At 41.6% G+C, this 21,319-nt stretch carries 11 protein-coding genes; 10 read left to right on the top strand and 1 reads right to left on the bottom strand.

The features are described 5' to 3' along the window. Positions 1-3 precede the first annotated feature (3 nt). From GO009_RS03745 to GO009_RS03790, 10 genes are all read left to right on the top strand, one after another. On the top strand, positions 4-1,524 hold the full coding sequence (locus GO009_RS03745; RefSeq protein WP_163624879.1) for a RagB/SusD family nutrient uptake outer membrane protein: 1,521 nt from the start codon (positions 4-6) through the stop codon (positions 1,522-1,524). 166 nt (positions 1,525-1,690) lie between these two features. Next, positions 1,691-4,996: a VCBS repeat-containing protein gene (locus tag GO009_RS03750; RefSeq protein WP_163624880.1), complete on the top strand. Its 3,306-nt coding sequence runs from the start codon at positions 1,691-1,693 to the stop codon at positions 4,994-4,996. Next, positions 4,993-8,340, top strand: coding sequence for an FG-GAP-like repeat-containing protein (locus GO009_RS03755; RefSeq protein ID WP_163624881.1), 3,348 nt, complete (start codon positions 4,993-4,995; stop codon positions 8,338-8,340). Before GO009_RS03750 ends, GO009_RS03755 begins: the two co-directional genes overlap by 4 nt. Continuing rightward, the gene (locus GO009_RS03760; RefSeq protein WP_163624882.1) at positions 8,333-11,572 is read left to right on the top strand and encodes a VCBS repeat-containing protein; all 3,240 of its coding nucleotides are present in this window, start codon (positions 8,333-8,335) and stop codon (positions 11,570-11,572) included. Before GO009_RS03755 ends, GO009_RS03760 begins: the two co-directional genes overlap by 8 nt. A gap of 10 nt (positions 11,573-11,582) precedes the next feature. Continuing rightward, a complete protein-coding gene (locus GO009_RS03765; protein ID WP_203532316.1) occupies positions 11,583-12,914 on the top strand; it encodes a vanadium-dependent haloperoxidase in 1,332 nt (443 codons plus the stop codon). Between the two features lie 22 nt (positions 12,915-12,936). Then, on the top strand, positions 12,937-13,836 hold the full coding sequence (locus GO009_RS03770; protein ID WP_163624884.1) for a GyrI-like domain-containing protein: 900 nt from the start codon (positions 12,937-12,939) through the stop codon (positions 13,834-13,836). Beyond that, positions 13,829-14,686: a hypothetical protein gene (locus tag GO009_RS03775; RefSeq protein WP_163624885.1), complete on the top strand. Its 858-nt coding sequence runs from the start codon at positions 13,829-13,831 to the stop codon at positions 14,684-14,686. Before GO009_RS03770 ends, GO009_RS03775 begins: the two co-directional genes overlap by 8 nt. A gap of 172 nt (positions 14,687-14,858) precedes the next feature. Next, entirely contained in the window at positions 14,859-16,943 is a 2,085-nt protein-coding gene (recQ, locus tag GO009_RS03780) for a DNA helicase RecQ (RefSeq protein ID WP_163624886.1), read from the top strand. A gap of 87 nt (positions 16,944-17,030) precedes the next feature. Continuing rightward, complete coding sequence (locus GO009_RS03785; RefSeq protein WP_163624887.1) at positions 17,031-17,240, top strand: hypothetical protein; 210 nt, start codon at positions 17,031-17,033, stop codon at positions 17,238-17,240. Then, positions 17,228-17,557 carry a hypothetical protein gene (locus GO009_RS03790; protein WP_163624888.1) on the top strand — a complete coding sequence of 110 codons (330 nt, stop codon included), beginning with the start codon at positions 17,228-17,230 and terminating at the stop codon, positions 17,555-17,557. The genes GO009_RS03785 and GO009_RS03790 overlap by 13 nt, the downstream gene beginning before the upstream one ends. A gap of 29 nt (positions 17,558-17,586) precedes the next feature. On the opposite strand, the gene GO009_RS03795 is transcribed toward GO009_RS03790, so the two are convergent. Continuing rightward, positions 17,587-21,297: a metallophosphoesterase gene (locus GO009_RS03795; protein ID WP_203532322.1), complete on the bottom strand. Its 3,711-nt coding sequence runs from the start codon at positions 21,295-21,297 to the stop codon at positions 17,587-17,589. Between the last annotated feature and the right edge of the window lie 22 nt (positions 21,298-21,319).

Raw genomic sequence — 21,319 nt, forward strand, 5'->3', positions numbered from 1 at the left:
TCTATGAAAGCTATCAAACTAAATAAAATTTATATCTGGACAATCGCATTGGCGATGTTTGGTTGTACAGATCTGGAAATTGAACAGACAGACTCCATCTTCACCGACTTGAGTGGAGAATTTACTGGAGTCCAAGCTGGTGCCAGCCTTACTGCACTATACAATGCAGTGAGAGGACAAACCGAAAGCCAAGAAAATTTATATGCTCTTGCAGAAGTAAGTACAGATGAGTTTGTAGTCCCTACCCGTGGTACAGATTGGGGAGATAACGGGGTTTGGAGAACACTGCATTCCCATACCTGGAGTCCAACGCACCAAAGGATAAAAAATACTTGGAACGATCAAAACAGTAATGTGTATAACGCTACTACCATTATTGACAGTAGAAGTAATCCTACACCTCAGCAAGCTGCGGAAGCCAAGTTTTTAAGAGCTTACAGCATGTTTTGGTTGATAGACCTTTTTGGTCAGGTGCCCTTTAGAACACCAGATGAAGGCCCAGATGTTAACCCAACGGTTATGACAAGGGCAGAAGCTTTCGACTTTGCTGTAAAAGATTTGACCGAAGCTATTCCGGACCTACCATCTGTAGGGCCAAGTGAAGATTTGGTCAGAGCTTCAAAAGCTGCTGGAATGCTGCTATTGGCCAAGTTCTACCTGAACAAGCATATTTTTACAGGTACCGGAACACCAGAAACCTCCGATATGCAACAAGTAATTAGCTTGGTAGATGACATTGAAGCTGAAGGTTTCGCCTTGCAAGAAGGTTATTTTGAGTTGTTCACCGATGATGTGGATACTGAAACCATATTCTTTACCACTTCAAGTGTTGGTAATGTTATTTGGAACGGTTTGCACTATAACCAAATTGTTCCCGACCAAGCTGGTGGATGGAACGGATTTACTACGATTGCAGAATTTTACGATTTGTTCGAAGGTGATCCAAATGTGAACACCCCAGGGTCAGGTCAAGAAGAAAGAAGAGGTTTTGTCCCAACTGATGGAACCAACTTTGGTATTGGTAACGGTTTCCTAATTGGACAACAGTACGATGCCAACGGTAATCCATACAAGGATAGAACTGGGGCTCCCTTGGCATTTACCAAAGAATTACCTGGTTTGTTGGGCAACAACGAAAGAACTGGTATTCGAGTAATTAAATACAACCCTGCCAATGGTGCTTTTGCCAACCACAAAATTGTATTTAGATATGCCGATGCATACCTAATGAAAGCTGAGGCTATGCTGAGAAGTGGAGGTGATCCAACAGCAATGGTTAACGAACTTAGAGCGCTAAGAGGAGCCTCTCCATTAGGAAGTGTTACCGAGCAAGACCTTATTGATGAGAGAGGAAGGGAATTATATGGTGAGCAATGGAGAAGAAACGACTTGATCCGTTTTGGACAGTTTACCGCTCCATGGTCTTACAAAGAGGTTTCTGGGGATGACACTAAAAACTTGTTCCCTATTCCTGCTACAGCAATTATTTCTAACCCTAACTTGGTTCAGAACCCAGGCTACTAATAATTCAAAGTTTAAGCTGTTTTTATATATGAAAAGACCACCGATCGGTGGTCTTTTCTTTTTAACACAACATATATTAATCAAATATTAATCCTTTCTTAGGTTAATATTAATCATTTGCACCTTATAACATACTGAGTAAATAGTTATATTATCCCAGCTATCGATGAAAGAAATGAGAGGACAGCTCTGTATTATTTTTTTATTACTGTTAACCTTGATAAGTTGTAATACAAACAAGCAGAACAAACTGTTTGTTTTAAAAAGCTCCAAGGATACAGGGATAAAATTCAAAAATCAACTCAAACAAACCCCGGAGCTCAATATCCTAAACTACCTTTATTTTTATAACGGAGCAGGTGTTGCAGCAGGGGACTTCAATGGAGATGGCCTTGTGGATCTATACTTTACCTCTAACCAAGAATCGGACAGATTATACTTAAACCAAGGTGATTTCAAATTCGTAGATGTTACCGCTCCATCGCAAATAATCAACAAAACAGGTTGGACCACCGGAGTTACCCACGCCGATGTCAACAACGATGGTCTTCTCGACATATACGTATGCAAAGTCGGAGATCATGAGACTATTCGTGGTCAAAATCTCCTCTTCATCAATCAAGGAAATAACGAACAAGGTATCCCAACATTTAAGGAGGAAGCCGCTAAATATGGATTGGATTTTATAGGATATTCCACCCAAGCAGCCTTTTTTGATTATGACCTGGACGGCGATCTGGATATGTACTTAATGAACCATTCCGTAAATCCAAACCGCTCTTATGGGAAAGGCTCCAAACGAAAAATAGTGGATTCCATGTCTGGCGATATACTGTTTAAAAATGAAAATGGCCAATACATTGATGCCTCCAAAGAAGCTGGAATATTCCAAGGCACCATTGGCTATGGATTGGGACTTGCCATAAGCGATGTCAACAACGATGGATTCCCCGACATATATATCGGCAACGACTTTTTTGAAAACGATTACCTCTACATCAACCAAAAAGATGGCACATTTAAAGAAACCATTTCTGAAGATGATACCAAACTCGGACACACAACCCACTTTTCCATGGGTAACGATATAGCGGACATTAACAACGATGGCCTTTCCGATATTTTATCATTGGACATGCTTCCAGAAGATTTGGAAGCCTATAAAACATCTGGGCTGGAACACCCCTACCCCGTGTATCAACAATATCTAAAGAATGGATTTGCACCTCAATACATGTCAAACGCACTGCATTTAAATTTGGATGGTAAAAACTTTGGCGAAATTGCCAACTTAAGCGGCATCGATGCTACGGAATGGTCTTGGGGAGCCCTTTTTGCCGATTATGACAACGACGGTTTCAAAGACCTTTTTATTTCCAATGGAATACAAGGTGTAACCAACGATATGGATTACATCAACTATATATCCAATGAAGAAATTCAAAAAAACATAGAACAAGGCTTGTCCGACAAGGATATGGAACTTATTGACCGTTTGCCCAAGAAAAAAGTACAGAACTATTTCTACAAAAATAAGGGAGGAACGCAGTTCAAAAATGTTACAACCACTTGGGGACCACAAATAGATTCTTACAGCAACGGCTGTGTATATGCCGATTTGGACAATGATGGCGATTTGGATTTGGTGGTAAACAATGTGAACCAAGATGCCTTTATCATGGAAAATACCCTAAAGGGCAACAATTATCTTAAAATCCAATTTGATGGGAGCCCTAAGAATAAATTCGGCATTGGTGCAAAAGCAATTGTATTCGGTACAACCGGAAAATCGGTTCAAGAAAACATCCCTACCCGTGGATTTATGTCGGCCAAGGACAATAGTCTAAACTTTGGTGTTGGCAAAGATTCCATAATTGATTCCATTCAAGTTATTTGGCCTCAAGGAAAGTATCAAACCATTAAAAACGTAAAGGCCAACCAAGTGTTACAACTGTCTTATTCAGATGCATCTGGAAACTATTTTGCAGAAAAAGACAGAGAGTCAACACCCAACTTTTATACCTCATCAGGTAATTTGAACTTTGTCCATAAAGAATATACAACACTCGATTTTGACCGTAATCCTCTCATTCCCTTTGCCTATTCCAACGAGGGCCCATCAATTTCCGTTGGGGATATCAACAACGATGGATTGGATGATATCTTTATCAGTGGGGGCAAAAAACAGGCTTCAAAACTTTATTTACAAGATGCTGAAGGCAATTTCAAAGAACATCAAAATGACCTTTTTGAAGAAGATGCCATCAATGAAGATACCAGCCATGTATTTGCGGATATTGATACGGACGGCGACCTTGATTTAGTAGTGGTCAGTGGCGGCAACGAATTTACCACTGGCAAACCGCTACAACCTAGGCTGTATCGTAACAATGGTGGTCGGCTTTTAAAAGAGAATACCTTAACACAGATTGAAGTCAACGCCTCCAAAATAGGTGCCGTTGATTTTGACAGTGATGGGGATTTGGATTTATTTATTGCCTCTAATGCAGTACCAACACAATTTGGGGCAAAAGCAAAGCAATACCTTTTAGAAAATGATGGAACAGGAAGCTTTAAAGAAGTGACCAACTCCTTTGCACCGGAACTTCAAGATGTTGGAAACATAAAAGACTTTGTTTGGAAAGATATTGATGGCAATGGATTCCCAGACCTTATCGTAGCCGGGCATTGGACACCGGTGACAATCTTCCTGAACAACGGAAAACAACTTTCTTCCCAAAAAAACAACGGACTTGGCAACACCAACGGCTGGTGGAACACTGTTGAATTGGCCGATTTGGACAATGATGGAGATTTGGATATCCTCGCGGGCAATTGGGGGCTCAATACAAAGTTCAGTGCTTCCCAAGAGAAACCCCTTACGCTCTACATTAACGATTTTGACAATAACGGCTCCATTGAAACTGTAGTCACCCATTTTCATGGTAATCGGGAAACCGCCTTTGCCTCCAAAGATGAGCTTGCCAAACAAATGCCATTTTTAAACAAAAAATTCCTCTTCTATAAAGATTTTGCAAAAGCCTCTTTGGAAGATCTTTTTGGAAAAGATAAATTGGAAGAAGCCACCAAAAGAAAAGTGTACACGCTTAGCACTTCCTATTTTAAAAATGACGGCAGTAATAATTTTACAGAAAAACAATTACCAAATTTAGTGCAATCTTCTACCGTAAACGATATTTACTTGGCAAAAAACAGTAAAGAAAAGATTAATGAAATATTAATGGTTGGCAATAATTTTGAGATAAGCACCCAACTTGGTAGATTGGATGCTTCACACGGATTTTTATTAGAAAATGACGATCAGGGAAATGTGAGTTGGAAGGAAAGCTTGGGAATCTCCGGTGCAGCCAGAAAAATTGAAAAAATAATTGTCAATGGGAAAGAAGCGTTCATCATTACAATAAACAATGATGCTCCCACTTTTTTGGTCAAAAAACAGAACGATAAATGAAACTGAAATATATCAGCACAAGCCTTCTACTAATAAGCTTGATGGCATGTAACAACCAAGAAACTGCCCAATCAAAGGAAGAAAAGAAAGCAGAACCACTTTTCACCCTGTTGGAACCAGAGGAAACTGGCGTTACATTTATCAACAAGGTTAAAAACCAGAAGAATTTCAACATATTTAAATACCGTAACTTTTACAATGGCGGGGGTGTGGCCATTGGCGACATTAACAATGATGGTCTTCAGGATATTTACCTAACAGGAAACATGGAGCCCAATAGGCTTTATCTGAACAAAGGAAATATGAAGTTCGAGGACATCTCCGAAAGTGCAGGTGTTTTGGGTAATAAACCTTGGTCAACAGGCGTGGTCATGGTAGATATCAATCACGATGGCCTGCTGGACATCTATGTCTCCAATGCCGGGAACATGGAGGGAAACAACCACGACAACGACCTCTATATTAATAACGGCGACCTAAGCTTTACCGAAAAAGCCGAAGAATATAATCTAGCAAAAACGGGATTTTCAACACACGCTTCCTTTTTTGATTACGACAAAGACGGTGACCTCGATGTGTACATTCTAAACAACAGCAACATTCCCGTAAGCAGCCTTGGTTATGCGGAGCAGCGCGAAGTGAGAGCACAGGATTGGGAAGGCGTCCCCGACATTTTCAAGGGTGTGGGCGATATGCTTTTGCGCAACGACAACGGTAAATTCGTGGATGTAAGCGAAGAGGCAGGAATCTACGGCAGTTTGATAGGTTTTGGACTTGGTGTGCTGGTCACGGATTTTAACGGCGACCTTTATCCTGATATTTATGTTTCCAACGATTTTTACGAAAGGGATTACCTCTACATCAATCAAAAAGACGGTACATTTTCCGAAGAAATCAAAGATTGGACCTCTCATCTGAGCCTTTCTGCCATGGGAATCGATATTGCCGACATCAACAACGATGGGCATAACGATATTTTCATAACCGATATGTTGCCCGAAGAAGAATCCAGGGTAAAATCCGTGATGGAATTTGAAGGATACAATGTTTTTGATTTAAAACAAAGCAAAGATTTTGGTCAACAATACATCCAAAACACCTTACAACTCAACAACGGAAACGGCACATTCTCCGAAGTGGCCTATTACAGCGGTATTGATGCCACGGACTGGAGCTGGGCCGGACTCATGTTCGACATGGACAATGATGGCCTCAAGGACATATTCATTACCAACGGTATCAACCACGACCTTACCGATTTGGACTTTGTGGACTTTTTTGCCAACGAAATAGTCCAAAAAATGGCCTTGACGGGCAAAAAGGAATCCATAGATTCCATCATCAATAAAATGCCCATAAAACCACAACCCAATTACGCCTACAAGAACAACGGCGATATCACCTTTAAAAATGCCAATAAGGAATGGGGCTTTGAGCTACCCTCCCGCTCCAATGGTGCTGCCTATGCCGATTTGGACAACGATGGCGATCTGGATTTGGTGATCAACAATGTCAACACACCAGCCTTTATCTATAAAAACAATACCGAATCGCAATTGAACAACAATTACATCCAATTGAAGTTCAAGGGACCAAAAAACAACCCATTTGCAGTGGGCACTTTGGCCAAACTCTATTTTGATGGCAACATTGTAAACCAAGAACTGATTCCTTCAAGGGGTTTTCAATCATCCGTTCAGTACGATATGACCTTTGGTTTGGGCAAATCTGAAAAACTGGACTCCATTCGCATTGTTTGGCCCGATGAAAAAACCCAAAAGTTGGAAAATGTAGAGGTCAATCAAGTATTGACATTAGACCATGCCAATGCCACAGAAACTTATACAATTCCCAAAAAACAAATAATAAAATCCTTTTTTAACGAGTTGGATACCGATTTGGTAGCAGCGCATAAAGAGGATGGATACAACGATTTTGATTACGAAGGACTGATTTCCCATAAACTATCACAAGAAGGTCCATCGTTGGCCGTTGCCGATATAAATGGTGATGGAAACGAGGATTTCTTCATCGGAGGGGCCAAAGGACAACCTGGAACCCTCTACCTACATACAGGACATGGCAAAGTAACCCCAAAGAAAACAACAGCTTTTGAACAGGACAAAGCGTTTGAGGATGTAGCAGCAGCATTTTTTGATGCAGATGGTGATGGTGACCTCGATTTGGTTGTAGGTTCTGGTGGAAACAATGTAGGAATGGAAAGAAATTATAGGGCACGCTTGTACTTGAATGATGGAAACGGAAACTTTTCAAAATCGGAAAACGAACTTCCATCAACATTCAAAAACATATCCACAATATCTCCCCAAGATTACGACAATGATGGAGATATGGATCTTTTTATAGGTTCTCGAAGTGTTGTGGGCGTTTATGGGATATCTCCCGACCATCTATTGTTGGAAAACGCAGGAGACGGTACCTTTAACAATGTAACCGAAAGGTTGGGCTACGACCTCAAAGACGCCGGAATGGTAACCGACTCCAAATGGGAAGATATGGACGGGGACGGCAAAAAGGACTTGATCGTAACCGCAGAATGGGATACACCAAAAATCTATAAGAACACAGGCAGAAGGTTATCCAAAATGACCAGTTCGTTGGATAGTCTCTATGGATGGTGGAACACCGTGGAAACTGCTGACCTCGATGGCGATGGCGACCAAGACCTTATTTTGGGCAACCAAGGTCTAAACCTTCACTATAAACCAACGGAATATGCTCCAATGAAGATGTATATCAACGATTACGATAACAACGGCACCATTGAGCAAATTGTTACCATGCAAGAAAACGGCGGCGATTATCCCATTCATCAAAAAAGAGAGCTTACCGAGCAATTGCCCTCGCTTAAGAAGCAAAACCTAAAGGCATCAGATTACGCCCACAGGACCATCCATCAACTTTTCCCAGAGGAAGTGATGAATAAATCCATTGTAAAAAAAGTGGAAACATCAGCATCGGTAATTGCAATCAACGAAGGCGGGGGAGAGTTTACCATCAAAAACCTGCCTCCACGCGTTCAGCTTTCCTGCGTGTGCGATATTACCTGTACCGATGTGAACAATGATGGCAATCTAGATTTGATCATGGCAGGGAACAATTACGAGTTTAAGCCCCAGTTTTCCCGATTGGATGCAAACCAAGGAAACCTTCTTTTGGGGGATGGCAATTTGGGTTTTACATGGCAAGATTATGAGACCAGCGGATTCAAGGTCAGGGACGAAGTGAAATATTTGAAACAGTTCAAGGATAAAAATGGCAAAACTTACGTAATTGCAGCCATCAACAACAAAAAACCAAAGATTTTTGCCTTAAATGAATAGGTTTCTCATCATATTGTTTATTTCAGCATTGGTTATTTCCTGTAAAAAGGAAGGTAGTCTCTTTGAAAATCCCTCCCCCAAGGAAACAGGGGTGGATTTTACCAATACGCTTACTTCTTCCAAAGATTTGAGCATCTTGGATTACCTGTATTTTTACAATGGGGGTGGCGTATCCATAGGCGATATCAACAACGATGGCCTGCCCGATATCTTCTTTACCGGAAACCAAGTCAAAAACAAACTCTACCTCAACAAAGGCAATCTTAAATTCGAGGATATTTCCAGTTCGGCCGGGATCCAAGGAAACAGTGATTGGAATACAGGAACCACAATGGCCGATGTAAACGGCGATGGGCTCTTGGACATCTATGTCTGTGCCGTAGTGGGCATCAACGGGTTTAACGGGTTCAACGAGCTCTATATCAATAATGGCGACAATACCTTTACCGAAAGTGCCGCCAAATATGGGCTGGATTTTGATTCGTACAGTTCCAATGCAGCTTTTTTTGATTATGACCTGGATGGAGACCTTGACCTGTACTTGCTCAACCATGCCGTGCACACCCAAAACTCCTTTGGCCGTTTTGATCTAAGGTACGAACGCCGTTATGAAACGGGGGACAAACTATTGCGCAACGATAATGGAAAATTTAAAGATGTTAGTGAAGAAGCCGGCATTTACGGAGGTATCAATGGTTATGGGCTAGGTTTGGCCATTTCCGATTTTAATCAAGATGGGTACCCCGACATTTATGTGGGCAACGATTTTCATGAAGACGATTATTATTACCTCAATAATGGCGATGGCACTTTTACCGAAAGCCTAAAAAAATATTTTGGTCATACCTCTCGCTTTTCCATGGGCAACGATGTGGCCGACATCAACAATGATGGCCGACCGGATTTTCTTTCCTTGGATATGCTTCCCGAAGACGAAGTGGCCTTAAAATCTTCCGAAGGAGATGATAATATCCAGACCCAAAAAATGCGGATCGACCGTTTTGGGTACCATTATCAGTTTACACGTAATATGTTGTTCGTAAACCAGCCCGATGGAAACTTTATGGAAACCGCATTAATGAGCGGCATTGCTGCCACCGATTGGAGTTGGAGTGCCCTTTTCGGTGACTATGACCAAGATGGGCAACAGGATGTGTTTATTTCCAATGGGATTCCGAAAAGGCCAAACGACCTGGATTTCATCAAATTTGTTTCCAATGATCAGATCCAGCAAAAGATGGACAATACCAAGCTTGTAGATCAACAAGCTCTGGAACTAATGCCCTCGGGCAATGTCCATAATTATGTCTTTAAAGGAGGTAAAGACCTTCATTTTGAGAATATGTCCGAACAATGGATTGCCAAGGACACCTTGGTCTCTGGTGCAACTGCCATGGGCGATTTTGATGGTGATGGCGACCTCGACCTTGTAACCAACAATATTGATCAGCCTGCCACCTTTTATATCAATAAAACAAACGACAAGGGCAACTACTTAAAACTGAGGTTCAATTACACCAACAAGAACACTTTTGGTATCGGCACCAAGGTATATTCATACGTTGATGGAGGCCTTCAGTTCAAGGAACTCTTCCCCACCCGCGGTTTTCAGGCATCCTCCGAACCCATGGTACATTTTGGCTTTAAAAATGCCAAGGCGATTGATTCCATAAAAATCATATGGCCCGATAAGACCTATCAGGTATTAAAAAATGTTGCCGTCAACCAAACACTTACATTAGAACCAAAAAACACCAAACCTTTTGATTACAAATCCCTTAACAAAGGGAAAAAAACAATGTTCAATTTGGTGGACAACAATCTTGGCTTGGATTTTAACCATGTGGAGGACAATTATACCGATTTTAACCGCGAAAAGCTGATTCCCTATCAAATATCCGATAGAGGGCCTGCGCTTGCTATTGGTGATTTAAATGGAGATGGTAAAGAGGATGTTTTCTTTGGAGGCTCCAAATACGGACCATCGCAAATCTACTTGCAACAAGATTCAATCTTTATAAACCAAAGGTTTGACAGTATCCAAAGGGATTCCATTCGTGAAAATGTTTCGGCAACCATTGCCGATTTTAACAACGATGGTAAAAACGATTTGATTACCACTTCTGGAGGTGGGGACTTTTTTGGAAAATCGGAACCCTTATTAGATGCTTACTTCATTCAAAAAGATACTGTTTTTGATAATGCTGCACTTCCAGAATACTATCAAAATTCATCTGTTGTAAAACCTTTTGATTTTGATGGTGACAGTGATTTGGACGTTTTTATCGGTGGGCACACCATTACCGCCAAGTTCGGAGCTCCTGCCAAATCATACCTTTTGGAAAATGATGGTGGAGCCTTTAAAGTGAAGAAAGAATTTGAAGCATTTTCTGAAGGAATGGTAACCGATGCCATTTGGAGCGATTTTGATGGAGACGGCAGCACCGACCTTATTTTGGTGGGAGAATGGATGTCTCCCAAGTTTTTAAAGCAACAAAACGGTTCTTTTACCCAAGTAGAGCAGGTTAACATTCCTGGACTATGGCAGGCCATTGAGGCTTTTGATATGGATGGGGACGGGGACACCGACTACCTGCTCGGAAATTGGGGCACCAACTCCAAGTTCAAGGCTTCAGAAGAACATCCCATAAAATTATACTTCAACGATTTTGATGATAACGGTCAAACCGAAACGGTAACGGCCATGGAAAAAAATGGAAATTACTATCCATTGGAAACATTGGACGGATTGGCATCGCAAATGGTTTACCTCAAAAAGAAATACAACACTTATAAATCGTTTGCCGGTGATACCATGGAAGAAATATTTGGAGAAGATGCATTGGATGCTTCCACTTTAATGGAGGTCAACACACTGAAATCTGGATATTTAAGAAACGATAATGGTAGCTTTGTTTTTGTACCGTTCAAAAGTGAACTTCAAGTGTCGCCGATTATGTCATTTTTGGTAGATGATTTTGATGGTGACGGAAATACCGAGGTGCTCGTTGGCGGCAATTATTTTGGAGTAAAACCCTATCACGGTAGGCTGGATTCGTTTCCAGGGGCACTCATCAAAAGTAATGGTAACATTATTTTGGGCAATCAATTGGGATTGGATTTTACCAAAAAATCAATCCGGCATTTAACAACAATCACACTTAACAATCAAAAATATTTGTTAGCTGTATTCAATAACGATAAAGCACAAGTCTATAAAATCAATGATTAATCGCAAGGCCATGAAAAAAAGAATAAGTTTAATCGCAGCAGCATTGTTGGTTTTGGCATCATGTCAAAAAAAACAGGAACCCGTCGAAGTCTCTCCGGAAGAATTCCATGCATCCGTGGACAAAGTAATCGAAATAATGATCCATGATATATTCTCGCCTCCTGTGGCCAGTAGAATATTTGCGTACTCCAATATTGCGGCATATGAAATTGTAGCTAAGAAAAACGACAAATACAAGTCTTTGGCAGGGCAGGTTACCGATTTGAAAAGTATTCCAGACCCGAAAAACAGTGAGAACGTCAATTACGAAATGGCCGCCTTGATCGCTCATATGGATATTAGCAAAAGACTTATTTTTTCCGAAGAAAGGATGGAAAGTTTTAGGGACAGCCTTTATACCATTTGGATGGATAAAAACGAAACCGTTTTTAATGCCAGTAAGGAATATGGATTGGAAGTGGCCGACTTTGTTGGGAAATGGATGAACAAGGACAATTATAAGGAAACACGTACCATGCCCAAGTTTTCCGTGGACTCCGACGACCCATCTCGTTGGCAGCCCACTCCCCCGGCCTACATGAACGGTATTGAGCCACATTGGGATAAAATACGTCCTTTTGCCATTGATTCCGCTCAGCAATTTAAACCCATCCCACCACCAGAATTTTCCATGGAAGAAGACTCCAAATTTTATGAAGAGGTGATGGAAGTCTACGAAGTGAGAAAAAGTATGATCGGCAAAGGTGACAAATCAGATGAAATAGCCATCGCGCAGTTTTGGGATTGTAATCCTTATGTTTCCGTAACCCGTGGACATTTAATGTTCGCCACAAAGAAAATTACCCCGGGAGCTCACTGGATAGGCATTGCCAAAATAGCATCCAGAAAATCGGGTGCGGATTTTGCCAAAACGGTTTACGCCTATACCAAAACTTCTATAGCGATTGCCGATGGCTTTATTAGCTGTTGGGCCGAAAAATACAGGAGTAATCTTATTCGTCCAGAAACAGTTATCAACGAATATATTGATGACAGTTGGGAGCCTGTGCTTCAAACTCCCCCATTCCCCGAATACACAAGTGGGCATAGTGTAGTATCTGGAGCAGCAGCCATAGCACTTACGGACATCTTTGGGGACAACTTTGCCTTTGATGATGACACCGAAGTTCCCTATGGTCTCCCAGTACGTTCCTTTACCTCCTTTAACCAGGCATCCGACGAGGCTGCATTAAGCCGGATGTATGGTGGAATCCACTATCGTGCGGCCATTGAGGTCGGTATTAAGCAAGGTAGGGATTTAGGAAAATTTATAGTGAACAAATTGGATATGACAAAAGGCTAATCCGTATTTTTGCTCCTTAGTTATGAGGAAGATTATTTCTATAATCCTTACCCTTGTGGTAGGAGTAATTTTATGGTATCTTTTTTTGAAGCCCCAGGATTATCAAGTCAATTTTAAGGCAAATGCAATCCCTGGAACCATCTTTGAAACGGTAAAGGCCTGGAACCACGGTTTTGATTCCGTAGTCCCTTTGGAGTACATAAGCCCAAGCTACTTTAAGCAAACCATTGTAGTGAACGATTCCGTTTATGTGTATGAATGGAAAATTGGTCGGGTACATGATTCCCTGAGTGAAGTTCAAGTAAACATCAAGGATGTTGACAATTCAATCAACAATAGGTTAGCTGTACCTTTTTCAGATACCAACTTTGAGAAAGGTTCCCGAAAACGCCTTTTGGATTTCAACAGCTTTTTAAAAGAGCACTTGGAAGGATTCAACTACACGATTGAAGGAGAAGCGGAGATATTTTCATCATTTTGCGCTTGCGTCAAACTAAAAACCACGCCCGAAAACAAGGCCAAAGGGATGATGGCCAACTATAGCTTCTTGGATGGTATCCTTGCCCAAAATAAAGTTCAACTGAATGGACCTCCATTTGTTGAAGTATTGGATTGGGACTTGGAAAACAATAGCCTTTCCTATAACTTCTGCAATCCCATCATCCGTTCCGAAAAACTTCCAAACCACCCTGATATTGAATACAAGCGCATCTTTAGTAAAAATGCCATTAAAGCGGTTTACCATGGAAACTATATCACTTCCGACCGCGCATGGTACGCACTATTGGATCATGCCAATGAAAATAATATCCCTATAGAGAAGAAGCCTATTGAGGTTTTCCATAACAACCCGAACATGGGTGGTGATGCGTTACAATGGACTACCGAGGTATATATGCCCATAAAAGAATCCAATGAATAAATTTGCTCTCGTTTTTTTGCTGATAGTGGCCCAAACCTGTGCCCAAAAGACCTATTTGAGTGAATTGGACCCCTTATCCAAATTTCCATCCGATCTCAAAGAAGTTTCTGGGATGGAAATTGCTTCCGACGGGAACATTTGGGTCATTGAGGATAGCGGGAACAAAGACAAACTATTTAAGATTGGCAGAAATGGCGAAGAGAAGAAATCCTTAAAAATAGACCATGCCAAAAACAGGGATTGGGAAGATTTGGCAAAAGATGTTAATGGCAACCTTTACATTGGTGACTTTGGCAACAATGATAATGAACGTAAGGATTTGGTCATTTACAAGGTGCCAAGTGATGAAATGGGCAAAAAGGAACCCAATGCCCAAAAAATTGAATTCAATTATCCACAGCAAAAAGATTTTCCACCTAAAAAAGACAGTTTATATTTTGATACCGAAGGTTTTTTTCACCTAAATGATTACCTGTACATCTTTACCAAGAACCGTACGAGGCCCTACACCGGAAAAACACTACTGTATCGCGTACCGGACAAGGAAGGTGAATACGAGGCCGAGTTCTTGGGTTCTTTGTTTCTCTGTGCAGACCAGGACCATTGCTCGGTGACCAGTGCGGATATTTCTCCCGATGGCAAGACCATTGCCCTATTGAGCTATGGCTTTGTGTTTTTGTTGACTGATTTTACTGCCCCGGATTTCACTAAGACATCCATCAAAATCATTGATCTAAACACTCCCACACAGGTTGAATCAGTTTGCTTTGTGGATAACAAAACACTTCTTATCGCTGACGAAGAGAACAACCATGGTGGTAGAAATCTTTATGAATTAAAGCTCGATTAAAACCCAAAAAAGTATTCTACGGACAGGCCTGAAGATTTGTATTGATATATACAAGTCATTATATTTTTTGTGGCTTCAATACTTCACTTTGGGCAGGACAGAACTAAAACAACACCACTTAATAAATTGCCTAATTTGCTTTTACTCATTTTATTCTTGACATTTGGGAGTTATGATTCCCAAACAACAACATAGCCTACAGCTCTTAAAAAAACACTTTGGTTTTGATACTTTTTTACCCAATCAGCAAGCCATTGTCAACAGTATTCTAGAAGGAAAGGACCTTTTGGGCATTATGCCCACAGGAGGTGGAAAATCGGTTTGTTTTCAGTTGCCCGCACTTCTGCTTCATGGAACGGCCATCGTGGTCTCGCCCTTGATTGCTTTGATGAAGGATCAGGTGGACGCCCTACAGGCCAACGGCATCCCTGCGACATTCTACAACAGTAGCCAAGCCGCCGAAGCGCAGAGCGAAATCCTAAAAAAACTTCGGGCACAAGAAATCAAACTCTTGTACGTGGCACCCGAAAGCCTGCCGCACTTAATGCCGTTTTTAACCGAGGACAGCGTGAGTTTGTTCGCCGTGGACGAAGCCCATTGTATTTCGGCTTGGGGACACGATTTCCGTCCGGCATATACGCAGTTGGGAAAACTAAAGGAAGTTTTTCCCAATGTTCCCATTGCGGCCTTTACCGCCACGGCCGACAGTACCACGCAAGATGACATCCTAAAACAGCTCAACATAACAAATGCCGAAAGGCACATTGCCTCCTTCGACAGGAAAAACCTGTTCCTCGAAGTGCGTCCGGGCACCAACCGCTTTCCGCAAATAGTCCGCTTTTTGGAGCAACGCACAGACCAAAGTGGAATCATCTACTGCCTAAGCCGAAAAGGTACTGAAAAGCTCGCTGAAAAATTAAACAACAATGGGTTCACAGCACAAGCATACCATGCCGGAATGGATACCGAAGCCCGTAATCAGGTACAGGAAGACTTTGTTAATGACCGCACACCTATAATCGTGGCTACCATTGCCTTTGGGATGGGCATTGATAAAAGCAATGTACGCTGGGTGATCCATTACAATATGCCCAAAAACATAGAGAGTTACTATCAGGAAATTGGTCGTAGTGGGCGCGACCGTTTGCCCGCACACACCTTGTTGTTTTACAGTTTTTCCGATGTGATACAGCTGCGTAAGTTTATAGATGAATCGCAAACAAAAGAAGTGCAACTGGCTAAATTGGAACGCATGCAACAGTTTGCCGAGGCCTTGAGTTGTCGCCGTATTGCCTTGTTGAACTATTTTGGCGAGCATATTTCAGAAAATTGCGGTAATTGCGACAACTGTAAAACACCTCCCCAATTTTTTGACGGCACCATTTTGACACAGAAAGTCTGTTCGGCGGTGTATCGATTAAGGGAACAGGTAGCCTTGACCATGCTCGTGGATGTGCTTCGCGGCGCACAAAATGCCCAAGTGTTCGATAAAGGCTATCAAAACATAAAAACCTACGGCACGGTAAAAGATGTCTCTTGGCAAAATTTGCAACAGTATATCATCCAAATGGTCAATCAGGGTATTTTGGAAATCCGCTTTCACGAGAACGGACGTTTGTTGCTCACGCCTTTGGCCAAGCAAATTTTATTTGAAGGTCGAAAAGTCCAGCTCGCCACACTTCAAAAAGCAGAAAAAACAACCCAAGGCAAGCGAACCGAAAAAACACAAGTAGTTGGTTTGTTCGATAAGTTGAAAGCCCTTCGTACTGAAATAGCCCTTGAAGAAAACGTACCCGCCTATATTGTGTTCAGCGATGCCGCTTTGCGAGATATGGAAGCCAAACTCCCCGAAACCGAAACCGAGTTTATGCAGGTAAGCGGTGTGGGCGAAGCAAAAAAAGACAAATATGCCACACGTTTTCTTAAGGTAATCAACGCATGGGCAGCATCCAAGAAAAGCACCCAAGAGCTCTCGTTTTCACTGTTTGAAAAAGGTATGACAGTAGTCGATATTGCCACACAGCGGGAATTGAAAGAAGATACCGTTTATGGTCATTTTCAAAAAGTGCACGAAGAAGGAAAACCAATCAATTTATATCAATTCATTTCCGAAGAAGAGGTTAAGAAAATACAAGTCGCCAAAACCGAGCTCGGTGATCAGGTTGAAGGGTTAAAACCTTATTTTATGCATTTTGAGGAGCAGATTCCTTACTGGAAAATCAAAATGGCACTGTATCTTCTGGAAAACAATGGTTGACGGGCTGGTGAATGGACTGATTGGCAAGGTTTTGAAATTTTCACATGAAATCTTTGTATCTTTATAAGCAACAATCCAATATAAAAAATGGAACCTAAAGCCATTACAGTAAAAGAGGAACTCATCGCATGGATACGCGAAATAGAGGATATATCCGTACTGCAACATTTGGAAGCCATAAAAAACCGCAGCGAAAAACCTTTTGATTTTGATGAAGAATGGAAAAAAGGCTATACCGTGGAGGAGGCAAGGGCAGAGATGTATAAACGGATTAAAACATATCCTTGGAAAAAGTAATTTTCACAAAACATACGATTGATTATTTTGATGAGCTGGTTTTTTCGTTATTTATGGCAGGATATTTTTCGTATGAAGAAATTGCCCAAGGCTATGTAGATAAGATTATCCATTTCGTTATAACGGACATACACACATTTCCCCATAAAAAAACACCGTCTAAGCTAAAACATTTAGGGAGTAGTTATATCTTTTACAATTCAACTTCCCGAACCACATGGTACCTCTTTTTTGAAAAAAAGGACAACAACTACATTATTACTGGCATATTGAATAATCATTGTGAAGAAGCAAAGCACATTGTGCCCAACCCATAGCGCGATTTTGAGTTAATTCCTAAATAATATTAAAACCCAAATCCAAGACCAAAGGCAAAACGCAGACCATCTGTACTGTTGAAAAGTCCAAGATTTGCAGACACTACATCGGCACCGTTCAAGAAAAATCCTCCTCCGTAAGAATTATGCCATTTGTCCGAATCCTCCCCTGGAAACCATACACGGCCGTAGTCAAAACCTCCATAAACCCCGGGGGTAACAGGTAACAACCCTGTTTTTACACTTCTAAAACTGTATCGAACGTCCGTGTTTTGAAAATATGCCGTTTTACCCGAAAATCGTTGAAAGCGAAATCCACGCAGACCATTATTTCCCCCAATACTGGCGGCTTGATAAAACTCGTAGCCATCCCCAATGGTAAAATGCCCTTTGAACTTGGTTGCCAAAACCAAACGGCCATCGGCCGTTAGCTTATGGTCCAAGGAAAATGATGGAATTACGTATCCAAACGACCTTGAATCATCCAGATTGGACTTGAATCCACCTTCCAAAGAGAATCCCATGCCCAAGGTTGGAAATGCCTCGTTATCAGTATTGGAGTAAGTGTATTGTCCATCGACCCCGAAAAAACTCAAGTGGTTTTCTTCTCCATTCTCTAGGTAAAACTCATTGATGTACCTATTCTCCGTTTCCTCGATCTCTATGTTTTCGTAGGCAATGCCCAAGCGTACTTTAGACCCCAGAAAACCTCTCCACACCAATGAAGGGGAAAATCTTAGTGTCCTAATCCGCACCCTGTTGTAATCTAGCTCCAAAGGTTCATTGTCATCATTGTTCACCGTCTCGTTACCAAAACCAAAAAAGTTCCGGGTAAAATTGGGGCTTGTAAACCTCGCATGCAGCTCCAAATTTACCTTATTGAAAACGTGTGCGAACTCACCTTTGTACCCTAAGTCAAATCCATCGGTGGCAAAATAATAGGCTGCGTTGAATGTGTGCTGTTGTGTAAATGGATTCTTCCTGAACCCGTTAAAGGTATAGGTGTCGGTCACCCCGATTCTAACCCCATCATCAGGATTGTACCCAATTGTGGGCAGTACTTGGTTATTACTGCCCTTTACATTTAAAAATTCGTAGGTGTTGGTATCGTAATCATTAATGGGTTTTATACTACCTCCGTAAGCATCATCAAAGGTATTTTTCTTGCTCTTAAAGTCGTAAACCAACAATTTTTTGGAGTTTTCCGATATTTTGTACTCGTCATTGTTTTGCCCTCCGGCAATGCGTATCTTTATTTTTGATGTTTCCGTATCGGCATCGAACACATCATCATCATCCAAACCATAGATCCAAATTTCCTTGGTATAATCCGGGTCATACACCTTGTTGAAAAATAAATCCGTGTACTCCCCTCCCTTGATTCGATACGCCCTTACCTCAACATTACCATTGGGTAGTGAAACTATATTGAAATAATCATCCTTGTCCGTTCCCGTAACCACGCTATATTTATTCAATACGGCATAATAGTCCTTTGCCGTTTGGACAAGTGTTTTTTTTCTGGCCAGAAGAATATTCTTGATTTCAGTCAAAGTTTCGTCTCTAACCTCTTCTGGAAAGGCCAAAAATGCCTCGTCAATGATGTCCCCATTCAAGTTTTGCTGGATAAACTTGGCCTGGTCTATCCACATGTCCAAATCCGTTTCAGACAATAGCGCCATATCCAAAGCGAATGTTCTGGGTGATGATGTAAGTCCTTTTACACTTCTTATTTTTTTGTGAAATCCTTCAAAAATACGTAGTGCAGGCACTGCTCTGGAACCAAAATTCATGATAAGGCCATCTCCCCAACGAGAAAATACCTGGTCTCTATCTCTTGGAATTGGTTTATATACTTTATTGCCCGCCTCTGTTTCAAACTCGGCCCAACGCCATTGGTCCACATGCCTGTCCCAATCCCCAATGAGGATATCGAAAAGTCGGGCCTTTACATATTCTTTTTGGTCGATACTATACTCCTCATCTTCCCGGAGCTTGTCCATAAGATCGTACGTACTTTCAATTTTTTTGGTATAACCAAAACTTTCCAGATTATCGTGATCATCCGAAACATGCTCTTCGATCATGTAAAGCTCATCCCCAAACTCCTTGTTAAAGTCCCCCAAAACGGATTGCTTGGGCACATAATACAGCTTAGGATTGGTATGGTACATGCCCAGCGCATCAGAAAGTTTACCTATGGTAAAAGGAGCGTACGGGTGCGCTCCCGTATATAGGTCCAGCAATAATTTTTCCGTGTACGTATCCGAGAACTTCCCAATAATGTACTGGTCTTGGAAGGCAATGGCCTGGAGGTACCTTTCGGCACTTTTTCGCAATCCCCTCATCACATACTCCCTGCCGTCCTTATCAGCTAATCTCAAAGAGTTGGATTGATTGCCTCCTCCCTTCCTTACAACGGTCAAACCTCCAAAAAGGGTGTCCAAACGTACGGTTGGAGCTTTTACCTTGGTCCCATAATATTTTCTATATCGTTCCCCCCACAACAATTTATGAAAGCCGCTTTTATCCACTTGTTCTGGGGTATAAACGGATGCCATTTTGTACGATGGAAAATCACTGGGCAATTCCACTGGTTTTGTAGACCTATCTGCTGGAAGTACTTCAGTTTGATACAATAAGGTAGTTGAATTGGCATCGGCGCCATAAAATTCCACCTGAGATGAACCGTCTTTATACACCTTCAATATGGCGTATCCATTTTTTCCTGTTGAAAATTTACTGCCGTTCAATAATCGGGTTCCACCTGTTTTTGCACCGGAACCACTCACAATCTGTGGTTTTCCTTCTTCCACTATATATTGAAGCGTGTGCTCATGGCCTGAGGCAAAAATAATTTTGTCCGAATGTTGCGAAAGCGTTAAGATTCTATTCCTAAGGTCATTATACTTTGTATTGGAAAGGTCTTCAATCGTAGCTCCTGACGTTTTTCTCAAAAGATTGATAGCTGCTCCCAAAATAGGCAAGGGTACTTTACCTCCGCTGGGATACAATCCTTGTTCAAAGGAAAATTGTCCTCCATGCGGACCGTAGGAAAACATGGGATGGTGAAGGGCAATTACCACTGTTTTATCCCTATTTTTTTTGATTAAGCTCTCCAGTTCTTCAAAAAATCGCCCCCTGTCCTTTATTTCACATTCATCGTTGATGGTCGGGTGCTTGTCCCAATCGACAAGGTACCATTCCGTATCAATGGCAATGACCATAACTTTATCATTGATCTCTATTTTTTCAATAGGGCAACCGTTTTCCGGTTGAAAAGCATCGTTATTGCCAAGCACCTCTTCAATGTACTCCTCTTCCCGTTTTAATCCATCCAGTCCATCGGTATACCAATCATGGTTTCCTGGGATAAAAATGGCATTCCCTTTAAAGGATTCCAAGGTGGCCAATTGTGCATCCAAATAATGTTTGGAACGTTCATGGCCTACAGGGTCATCGTCCTTGTCTACAAATCCGGCGGGATATATGTTATCCCCTAAAAATATGGCCGTGGAATTTCGATCGGCTCGTTCCAATACTTTTTTGAATGCTTTTAGGGTCGGATTCAAATCGCCCATAGGAGACTTACCGGCATCTCCGATCAAATAAAAAGTATGTTCAACCTCTTTTTCCTGCAAGGTGGCATATGCAGAAAAGGGTTCTGCATATTTGGCCTCATAGGTTGCACAACTCATAGCCAAGACCATCAAGATGAGCAGGAAGCAATGTTTCTTCATATACACGAGGTTGATTCCAAAA

Origin of the sequence: Allomuricauda sp. TY007 (assembly GCF_010468565.1) — a bacterium.
GTDB lineage: Bacteria > Bacteroidota > Bacteroidia > Flavobacteriales > Flavobacteriaceae > Flagellimonas.